The following is a 9,055-nucleotide window of genomic DNA, read 5'->3' on the forward strand; positions in this document are numbered from 1 at the left end:
CCACTAAGCAAAGGTCTTGCCGTTCCAGGCAAAGCGGGTGCGCGGCAGGTCGACGAAGTCGATGAAGACCCGGTCCGGTCCGATACCCAGTTCGGTGTCGATGAAGGCACTGATTTTTTCGGCAAAGGCGCCGCATTGGGCCTCGGGCAAACCAATGCTTTTCACTTCGATGAAAGCTGCCGGTGCGCGGCTGCCGGCGAAGCTCATGGCCGTGCCTGGCTTGAGGGCGGTCATGACATAGGCTTCCGGTTTTCCGAGGAGTTCGGCGGCAAAGGCCGACGATTTTTTCGTCAGATCTTTGGCGGCGGCCGCTTCCAGGGGTTTGCTGGTTTGAATGGAGAAGTAGGGCATGGTCTTTCCTCCTGTGTTTTTCTGATCAATGTAACATGAGAAAGGCGTAACGATCCATCTTCTGGTCGTAGGCGGTGCGTACTGAGATGGGGAATCCGAACCGGCGCACGGTACACGGTGAACATTCACCGCCGCTTGTCGGAGCGAAGCAGAGATCCCGCTCATCGAGGCCGCGGGGAGGGTTCAATCCGTCGGCCATGACCGTTTCAGATGCTTGAGCATGTTGCGCACGGCATACCCGTGCGTGGCCAGAAAGATCGTCAACTCCTCCAGATCGTACTCGTCGATCTCGATTTGGCTGGATTCGATCAAATCAGCCAGGTCCGCGGCGGCATCGAGCACACGGTCCCATGCATCGGCTTCTTTTTTGGATATGGCGGCCATGGGAAGGATTATTTGCCCTTGGGTTTCGTCTTGGCTGCCGGGGCTTTCTTTTTTGCCTTGGTTGCCGGGGCATCGTCCTTCTTTTCTTCACCCGGCGTCCGGACAGACGGAACGGTGGGTTTCAGGCCTTTGAGGATCCGGGTGACTTCGGGTCCGTTTTTGGCAAGAAAGACGGAAAGGGCATCGATGGCCTTGCCGTCCAGATCGATTTCCAGCCCGGCATTCTTGATATAAGCGGCCAGATTGTCGGCGGCATCCAGCATCTTGTCGTAGGCGTCGGCTTCTTTCTTGACCAGAAACTCCCTGTCCAGTTCCACACCATTTCGAACCACCACATACTTGGTAATAACGGCCATGATGAACGCTCCTTATGGTTTGCCGATTGCTAAGAATCTATGGTTTTGAACGGTACCCGGCGCTGATCGGGGGTGCCTCCTATCCAGTAACCCCGGTCTTGAGCCGCGCAGCAGTCGCCATCGTTCAGGTCGGGAAGACAAGCGCACCCGTCGCTGTGCCATGGCTTTTCGGGAGGCCGCAGTGGGCTGGGTGGAGAACTGCATCTGCCGGCGGTGATTGCAATCCGGTTCGGATGCGGAAACCATTTCATATTAATACCGGAAATTAATGGTCGATATTCTCTCACCAAAGCAGCGGATGACTGGTTGCCACGACCAATGGGGGATTACTTCCTGCGTTGCAGATACCATCGCTGAAGGTCATAGATGACCTGGGTAAGCTTATTCTGCTCTTGCTTTTCCATTTCATCGAATTCCAAGGCGAAGCGGTAATAGCCGCGATCCTGGTCGTGTTCAACCCGCTTGACTTCGGCCTTCTTCACGTAAACGGTATTTCCCGGCCGATCATGATCGCCTGGAAATACCAGGCTGACATCATAGATCTGCTGGTCTATTTTCAATACCGGCCCGCGAATGAACTTGAAATTGTGCTTGGTAAGAACCCCGTAAACGCCGCCAAGGCTGACATTGATCAGGTCGATGACGCCATGAATTTTTTTCAATTGGAAATGCATCTGGGTTCCGGTCAAGGTTTTTACCCGGAAATTCCGGCGGCGCTGCAGCCGCTCCACGTGCTCGGGAAATGGGATTTTCAGGCCTTGCTCGCAAAATTTGCCGCCCCGGGTGCTGAAGATGTATTCCAGAATATCCGGTCCGTTGAAGTTGAACCGCAGGTGCCACAGGTCCTTGACGGCGACGGCCCCCTCGAAATCGTCCGGGGGGTCGACAAGCAAGTAGCTGCCGCCTGCATCCGTCGTGATCCCGGTAATGCAGGTGAGCCGATCGAATCCGGCCCCGACCACATTCATGGAGATGATAATTCTTTTTGCAACCAGCTCGTTGAACAGTTCGGTGAGTTTGTCACCCTGAACTTTTCCCGCTTCCCCCATAATCAGAGACCCTCAATCTGAATGCCCGTGGGTTCCAGCTAAATCCGTCACTCTTTATTTTATGTTCGGTCATCTTCGTCGATTCTTTAACATAGACTCGGGTGCATGGGGCAATGGTTTTTTAGGATTGGTGTCAACGGCGGTTGAACATTGTTCATTTTTCATCGGCGTCCTCCTTCAGCTGACGATATTTTTTCGTTTGCTGCGTCTGTATCTCACCGAGATCGTCCTTCATCTGTTTGTAGCGGTCCAGGTTTTTTTTCCCGGCCATTTCTTCGACCGTGTCATCCACCTTGTTGCGGGTATCTGTTTCATCACACCCGCCGGCCACTAACGCAACACACCCAAGGAACACGAGCACCAGTCTTTGCACATACCTAAACCATTCCTTCATAGTGGCTCCTTATTCAAACTGTTTGCGAAACAATTCAAATGCGCTCCTGAGATCCGCCAATTCATCTTTCAGGGATTGAACGTCGGCATCCAGTCGCATCAGCCGGTCGCTGTCAACAGTTGACACAGTCGGGTCGGCCGTTTCAACGCTATCGGCGTCGACATCCGGTTCACCGGAAAGCAGATGCATGTACCGGCACTCCTTGTGGCCGGGCAGTCGTTCCAGGCGATGGACGCGCCCCCATTCACATAACCGGTCCAGCGTTTCCTGTAATGCGTCCAGGCCGTCGAAAGCATGCAGGCGGTCGGTGCGGCTGCGGATGGCGCCCGGTGTCTGGGGCCCGCGTAGCAAAAGCACGCAGAGCACGGCGGCCTCGGACGCCACCATGTTGTGCTGCCGGGTGAAGATCTCCTCGTACTTGGGGACACGGCCGACGGTGCTTCGGTTAACCAGTCCGTTTTTTTCAAGGCCGTCCACTGCGTCCTCAACGGTCTGCTCGTTCCAACTCACCACCGGGTCCCGGTTGGATTTCTGATTGCAGGCATTGGCCAGGGCGTTGAGGGACAACGGATAATACTCCGGCGTGGCCATGGCTTTTTCCATGAGGCAGCCCAGCACCCGGGCCTCCTGGTTGCTGATCAATATGTCCATCGACATTCCTTTCGTGTCGGGCTTTATTTTTCCTTCAGGGATGCTTTCAGAGCCACCAGGGCCGCATCGGACATGTCGAAGCTGTGTTCGGCAGCGGGGAATGCCGACGCCCGGACATCCTTTCCATAAGCCTTGATGGCATCGATGATCGTGGGTCGGACCATCGTGTATTGTTTGACGAACTTGGGCACGAACCGGTCGAACAGGCCCACCATATCATGGGTGACCAGCACCTGGCCGTCCACGTCCACCCCGGCACCGATGCCGATGACCGGTACGGTCACCGACTCGGCGAGCAGCCGGCCCAACGGCGCCGGGACAGCCTCGGCGACGATGGAGAAGGCGCCGGCCGCCTCCAGGGCCCTGGCGTCGTCGATGATTTTTCGGGCCGCCCCTGCATCCTTGCCTTGCATCTTGAAACCGCCCAGGGCGCTGGCCGTCTGGGGGGTGAGGCCCACATGGCCCTGGACGGGGATGCCGGCTTTGACGATGGCTCGGACCACCGGGGCGAAATCCACACCACCCTCCAACTTGATTGCATCGCAGCCGCCTTCCTTCATCAGCCGTCCGGCATTGATGATGGCATCCCGGATACCGGTGTTGTAGCTCATAAAGGGCATATCTCCGATTACCATGGCCCGTTTGCATCCGCGTACCACCGCCTGGATGTGGTGGATCATCATCTCCAGCGTGACCGGTACGGTGCTGTCGAGACCCAGGACCACCATACCCAGCGAATCTCCGACCAGCGCCATATCAACGCCGGCCTCGTCCGCCATCAGCCCGAAGGGATAATCGTAGGCAGTTACCATGACCAGTTTCCTACCGTCTTTTTTTGCCTGAATGATGTCCAGTACGCTCACTTTGCTTTCAGCCATGGAACACCTCCTTTTTGGTATAAGCATCCATGCATTGCGTTTGCGGAGCAAAAACTGATGCCCTCGTAAAAAGCCGCATTTCCGACGGATTCGTAAAAAAGCCGAGATCAAGGCTTGCGAATTCCGAGGAATGAGGCGTACTTACGGTACTCCGCAGTGACGAGGGATGAATTGTAACGCTGATATCGGATTTTTTACGAATCCGTCAAAACTGGATCAGTAATGGGCCTGTAGCGTCTCCACCAGCGCCGTAAGCGTCCGGTTCACCGGTACCGGAATGCCGGCTTTCTCCGCGATCCTGACGATAAAACCGTTTATGGCGGCAATCTCCGTGAGCCGGCAGTTGTCTACATCCTGGCCCATAGAGGAACGGTTGGGTCCAGTGGCAGCCGCCACCTGAAAAACCTTTTCCACCGGGTCGCCATCGATGGCAACGCCCTGAGCACAGGCCACCGCCATGGCCTCCTCTACGGCTGCACGGGAAAGCTGCCGGCTCCATTCCATTTCCAGAATCTGGCCGTTTTTGATTCCGGCTAGGGCCGTGATGGCATTAATGCCCACGTTGATCAACAGTTTTGCCCATAGGACGGTGCGCACATCGACCACCACCCGGGTGACGATGTTCGCCCGGCAGAACACTTCGGCCACCTGTTCTGCACCCGTCATTCCCGCTGTTGCCCAAGGGCCGATGACTGTATCGCCTTCACCGGCATGGCGGATGGTGCCGGGCCCCAGAAAGGTGGCACCGTGGGACGTCGTGCCGGTGATTATCTGACTTGGTTCGAGGGTTTCAGCGAGCGTGTCCGCATTGCCCATGCCATTTTGCAGCGTCAATACCAGGTCCGTTTTGCCGGACAGCCGGGCGGCCGTTTCCGCGGCCGCTGCGGTGTGGGTGGACTTGACGAACACAATGGACAGATCGGTCGGACCGATCCGGCCCGGATCGGTGGTTGCCAGAATCGCGACGATGCGCCGGTCCCCCGTTTTCTCGATGGAAAGACCGTTTGCGTTGACTGCATCCACATGCTCCCGGTGGATATCCAGCAGGGTTACCGTATTGCCTGCCTCGGCCAGCAGGGCGCCGAAAAGGCTGCCCATGGCCCCGGCGCCGATCACTGTGATATTCATCGCTCTCCTTTGTTCATTCCTCTTCCCCTGTTGAGCCAGCAGGCTACCAGGTGGTTTCCACCCGCCTCGATCAGCGGCGGGCGATGGCCCGGGCATGGATCGAAAGCGTGGGGACAACGGGGGTGATAGGCGCACCCGGTCGGCAGCGCGGCCGGATCCGGGGGTTCGCCCTCCACCGGCACCGGCGGCAGGGCTACCTGCGGGTCGGGCCGGGGCACGGCGGCCACCAGTGCCCGGGTATAGGGATGCCTGCAGGCACCGTGAAACCCCTCGGCGCCGGCGATCTCCACCAATTGGCCGGCGTACATGACGGTGATCCGATCGCAAAAATGTTGCACAATGCCGATATCGTGGGAGATGAAGAGATAGGCAAGCTCGAACTGCTGTTGAAGATCCTTCATCAGATTGAGAATCTGGGCCTGGATGGAGACGTCCAGGGCGCTGACCGGTTCATCGGCAACCACCAGTTCAGGCCGCACGCACAGGGCCCGGGCAATGCCGATGCGCTGGCGCTGACCACCGGAAAATTCGTGGGGGTAGCGGTCCAGATCGCTGTTCCGCAGGCCCACGGTAGCCAGCAGATCAGCGGCGAGCACGCGCTGTTCGCGTTTTGAGAACGTGCCTCCGTTCAGCAGCGGTTCGGTGACACTGGCTGCCACGGTCATGCGTGGATCCAGGCTGGCGTAAGGGTCCTGGAAGATGATCTGCATCCGCTTTCTCAGTGGCCGCATCGCTTGTCGATCCAGGGAACCGATCTCCCGGCCGCCGAACCGAATGGATCCGTCGGTGGGTGTAAGCAGCCTTACCACCAGTCTGGCCAGGGTACTCTTGCCGCATCCCGATTCGCCCACCAGCCCCAGACTCTCCCCCCGACTGATGCAAAAGCTTACCCCGTTGACCGCCTTGATCCAACCCGTGGGGCGAGATAAAAAGCCGCGGCCCAAGGGGAAGTGTTTGGTCAGGTCCGTGACCTCAAGCAGGGGTGCGGGATTCATCCGCTTGCCTCTCATTTCAGCGATTCATTGACATTCTGTAACCCGGACATGCCTGAATTGGGGGATTGCGAATTGAGGGATTGGGGAATTGGCGGTTGAAAGCGATTAGAGACAAAATTTTTTCAATTCCGAATTCCTTAATTCCTCAATTCACTAATCCCGGAACAGCCAACAGCTAACCTTCCTTCTCGGCCGAACAGTTTCCAACTCGGGTGCCTCGTACCGGCACCGGTCGAACGCTGACGAACAGCGTCCGGCAAAGGGGCAGCCGCTGATCAGGTCTGTGGCGGCCGGCACCCTGCCGCGAATTTCATGCAGCCGTCCACGGTCTGCTCCGAGGATTGGCATGGATTTAAGCAACCCCTGGGTGTAAGGATGCAGGGGGTCGGCAAACAGGGGACGCACGTTGGCAGTCTCCACCACGCGGCCCGCGTACATGACCGCCACCCAGCCGGCGGTCTGGGCCACCACCCCCAGGTCGTGGGTGATCAGCAGCATGGCGGTTTCCAGTTCGGCTTTCAGCTCTGCCATCAGTGCCAGCACCTGGCGCTGGAGGGTTACGTCCAGCGCCGTGGTGGGTTCGTCGGCAATCAGCAAACGCGGCCGGCAGATCATGGCCATAGCAATCATCACCCGCTGGCGCATGCCGCCGGACAGCTCGTGGGGGTAGCTGCCCAGTCGTTTTTCCGCCGATGGGATACGCACCCGATCCAGCCACCGGGCCGCTTTCTTCAGCGCATCGGTCCGAGACATCCCCAGGTGGGCCACCAGGGGTTCGGCGACCTGCCGACCGATGGTCAGCACGGGGTTCAAGGCGGTCATCGGTTCCTGAAAAATCATGCCGATCTCACGGCCCCGGATGCGGCGCAGGGTCTCGGGATCGGCCTGCAGCAGGTCTCTGCCTAAAAAACGAACCTCACCCGCCACGATTCGGCCCGGTGGTGATGGCACCAGACCCACCACGGCCAGGGTGGTGACGCTTTTTCCGCAGCCCGATTCGCCCACCAGTCCCAAGGTTTCACCGGGGGCGATGGACAGATCCACCGCTTCAACGGCACGGCCGATCCCTTCGGGGGTAAAGAAGTGGACCGATAAGCCCCGGATGTCCAGCAGTGCATCACTCAAGGGTGATCTCCGGGATAGAGGTAGTGCAGGGCGGTAAGGGCATAGATGCGGGCCGTGTCCACTAGCTGGTCCAGATCGACCCATTCGTCCACCTGGTGGGGAACCTGGCGATCCCCGGCGCCCATGGTGACGATGGGTATATCCTTTAGTGCCCAGAGAAAGGTGCCGTCGGTCGCGCCCGGAACACCGGCGAATTCAGGCTCCTTGCCGCTGACCTGCCGGCTGGCCCAAACGGCGGATGCAATCACCGGATCATCCCTGTCAGTATGGGTGCAAGGCCGGTCGGAAAGAAAACGTACCGTCACGTCCAGTTCCCAGGGCCGCCGGATGCCCAGCAGCCTGTCGGTCTTCCGGTAGCGCGCGTTGACTTCCCTGACTGTCTGCTGCACCAGTGCAGACAGGGAATTCCGGATGGTATCGTGGTTTTGACCGGGAAGGGTGCGCACATCCACCAGGATTTCCGCCTCGCCAGGCACCACGTTGAGCTGGGGCGGTCCCTGGGAGGGCGCCTGGACCACCGTCGGGGTGAAGCTGGGCCACCCCAGCAGGGGATCCTTCCCGTAGGTATGCACTGCTTCGGCTTCCAGATCGGCCAGTCCATCGATGATCCGGGCCACGGCCGGGGCCGGGTTGAGTCCGGACAGGGGCATGGCCCCATGGCTCATGCGTCCACGGACGGCAAATCGGGCCCGCACCGCACCTTTCTGGGCGATGCAGACCAGTCCGTCCTGGGGTTCGCAGACGACCGCTGCCGTCACCGCATCGGCATGGCCGCGGGCGATGAAATGCTGCACACCGGTCATCATGCCTTCTTCGTCGCACAATACACCACCCACGATTGACCCGGCCAGGGGGATGCCCGAGGCTTTCAGGGCCGCTATGGCCACCAGCATGCCGGCCAGGTTTCCCTTGGTGTCATTGGTGCCACGACCGTACATGCGGCCCTTTTGGATCTGGGCACCAAAAGGATCGTATTTCCACCGGGTCAGGTTGCCGGGTGTGACCACATCCGTGTGCCCTTCGAACATCAGCGTTCGGGAACCGGGGCCGGCCGTCCATCGGACGATCACATTGGGACGCTCCGGGGCCACGGTTTCCAAAGTCACATCGAAGCCCCTGTCCCGGGCCCATCGGGCAGCCAGTTCCGCCGCTTCGACTTCACTGGTACCTGCCTGCGGGTCCCACACCGAATTGCATCTCACCAATTGGGCGGTGAGGTTGATCACCCCTTCAGGGTCGATCTGATTGAGCACCTTTTCAATGACTGATTCGGGTATCATGGTTTGTCCTGTCCCCGATCAAGCGGGAATTAACAAATTGCAAAAACCAAATCTCAAAGAAATTCCAAATCACAATATCCAAAACTCAAACAAGGGAAAAAACCAAAAGTCGCTTTTACCATATTTCCCCTCATTGCGAAGGAAGTCGGAATCCAGTGACTTCAATAAATTCTTGGTGCCAGGTCAAGTCCGTCATGATGAGTCAGCTTTTTACGAAGCGATCAAGATTGATGATTGAAATATCCTATCTTCAAGATCATAAATATTTGGAATTTTGATCATTGTTATTTATTTATCATTTGGTTTTTTGGCTATCGTGATTTATTAGTTATCATCGTAGCCGCGGGTCCAATATATCCCGCAGCCCGTCTCCCAGCAAGTTGAAGCCAAGAACCGTCCAGGCGATGGCCATGCCCGGAAACAAGGCCATCCACGGGGTAAGCGCCATGAAGGTCTGGGCCTCG

The 9,055-nt window shown here is 58.1% G+C and carries 11 protein-coding genes and 1 pseudogene; all 12 read right to left on the reverse strand.

Annotation, left to right across the window (positions count from 1 at the left end; all coding sequences use genetic code 11):
• Positions 1-3: 3 nt before the first annotated feature.
• Positions 4-351 (reverse strand): phenylpyruvate tautomerase MIF-related protein, encoded by a 348-nt coding sequence (locus QNK41_RS15670; RefSeq protein WP_319258560.1) that lies wholly within the window; start codon positions 349-351, stop codon positions 4-6.
• A 183-nt stretch (positions 352-534) separates the two neighbouring features.
• Positions 535-735 (reverse strand): YebG family protein, encoded by a 201-nt coding sequence (locus QNK41_RS15675; protein WP_319258562.1) that lies wholly within the window; start codon positions 733-735, stop codon positions 535-537.
• Positions 736-743: 8 nt separating this feature from the next.
• A complete protein-coding gene (locus tag QNK41_RS15680) occupies positions 744-1,091 on the reverse strand; it encodes a YebG family protein (RefSeq protein ID WP_319258564.1) in 348 nt (115 codons plus the stop codon).
• 326 nt (positions 1,092-1,417) lie between these two features.
• Positions 1,418-2,140 carry a flagellar brake protein gene (locus QNK41_RS15685; protein ID WP_319258566.1) on the reverse strand — a complete coding sequence of 241 codons (723 nt, stop codon included), beginning with the start codon at positions 2,138-2,140 and terminating at the stop codon, positions 1,418-1,420.
• A gap of 154 nt (positions 2,141-2,294) precedes the next feature.
• Positions 2,295-2,534, reverse strand: a complete 240-nt coding sequence (locus QNK41_RS15690; RefSeq protein WP_319258568.1) for a hypothetical protein — start codon at positions 2,532-2,534, stop codon at positions 2,295-2,297.
• Between the two features lie 9 nt (positions 2,535-2,543).
• Positions 2,544-3,185 carry a YceH family protein gene (locus QNK41_RS15695; RefSeq protein ID WP_319258570.1) on the reverse strand — a complete coding sequence of 214 codons (642 nt, stop codon included), beginning with the start codon at positions 3,183-3,185 and terminating at the stop codon, positions 2,544-2,546.
• A gap of 23 nt (positions 3,186-3,208) precedes the next feature.
• Positions 3,209-4,063 (reverse strand): 3-methyl-2-oxobutanoate hydroxymethyltransferase, encoded by an 855-nt coding sequence (panB, locus tag QNK41_RS15700; RefSeq protein WP_319258572.1) that lies wholly within the window; start codon positions 4,061-4,063, stop codon positions 3,209-3,211.
• A gap of 216 nt (positions 4,064-4,279) precedes the next feature.
• On the reverse strand, positions 4,280-5,191 hold the full coding sequence (locus tag QNK41_RS15705; RefSeq protein ID WP_319258574.1) for a ketopantoate reductase family protein: 912 nt from the start codon (positions 5,189-5,191) through the stop codon (positions 4,280-4,282).
• Entirely contained in the window at positions 5,188-6,186 is a 999-nt protein-coding gene (locus QNK41_RS15710) for an oligopeptide/dipeptide ABC transporter ATP-binding protein (RefSeq protein WP_319258576.1), read from the reverse strand. Before QNK41_RS15710 ends, QNK41_RS15705 begins: the two co-directional genes overlap by 4 nt.
• A 153-nt stretch (positions 6,187-6,339) precedes the next feature.
• Entirely contained in the window at positions 6,340-7,311 is a 972-nt protein-coding gene (locus QNK41_RS15715; RefSeq protein WP_319258578.1) for an ABC transporter ATP-binding protein, read from the reverse strand.
• Positions 7,308-8,591 carry a M20 family metallopeptidase gene (locus QNK41_RS15720; protein ID WP_319258580.1) on the reverse strand — a complete coding sequence of 428 codons (1,284 nt, stop codon included), beginning with the start codon at positions 8,589-8,591 and terminating at the stop codon, positions 7,308-7,310. Before QNK41_RS15720 ends, QNK41_RS15715 begins: the two co-directional genes overlap by 4 nt.
• 331 nt (positions 8,592-8,922) lie before the next feature.
• A pseudogene (locus QNK41_RS23105) lies at positions 8,923-9,055 on the reverse strand (ABC transporter permease); the annotation flags it as partial.

It is taken from the genome of Desulfosarcina sp., from assembly GCF_033791525.1.
Taxonomy (GTDB): domain Bacteria; phylum Desulfobacterota; class Desulfobacteria; order Desulfobacterales; family Desulfosarcinaceae; genus Desulfosarcina.

Excerpts from the sequence above, each read along its gene's own strand:
- panB (WP_319258572.1), bottom strand. The coding sequence starts at position 4,063 with ATGGCTGAAAGCAAAGTGAGCGTACTGGACATCATTCAGGCAAAAAAA.
- QNK41_RS15675 (WP_319258562.1), bottom strand. The coding sequence starts at position 735 with ATGGCCGCCATATCCAAAAAAGAAGCCGATGCATGGGACCGTGTGCTC.
- QNK41_RS15680 (WP_319258564.1), bottom strand. The coding sequence starts at position 1,091 with ATGGCCGTTATTACCAAGTATGTGGTGGTTCGAAATGGTGTGGAACTG.
- QNK41_RS15710 (WP_319258576.1), bottom strand. The coding sequence starts at position 6,186 with ATGAATCCCGCACCCCTGCTTGAGGTCACGGACCTGACCAAACACTTC.
- QNK41_RS15720 (WP_319258580.1), bottom strand. The coding sequence starts at position 8,591 with ATGATACCCGAATCAGTCATTGAAAAGGTGCTCAATCAGATCGACCCT.
- QNK41_RS15685 (WP_319258566.1), bottom strand. The coding sequence starts at position 2,140 with ATGGGGGAAGCGGGAAAAGTTCAGGGTGACAAACTCACCGAACTGTTC.
- QNK41_RS15705 (WP_319258574.1), bottom strand. The coding sequence starts at position 5,191 with ATGAATATCACAGTGATCGGCGCCGGGGCCATGGGCAGCCTTTTCGGC.
- QNK41_RS15670 (WP_319258560.1), bottom strand. The coding sequence starts at position 351 with ATGCCCTACTTCTCCATTCAAACCAGCAAACCCCTGGAAGCGGCCGCC.
- QNK41_RS15690 (WP_319258568.1), bottom strand. The coding sequence starts at position 2,534 with ATGAAGGAATGGTTTAGGTATGTGCAAAGACTGGTGCTCGTGTTCCTT.
- QNK41_RS15695 (WP_319258570.1), bottom strand. The coding sequence starts at position 3,185 with ATGGACATATTGATCAGCAACCAGGAGGCCCGGGTGCTGGGCTGCCTC.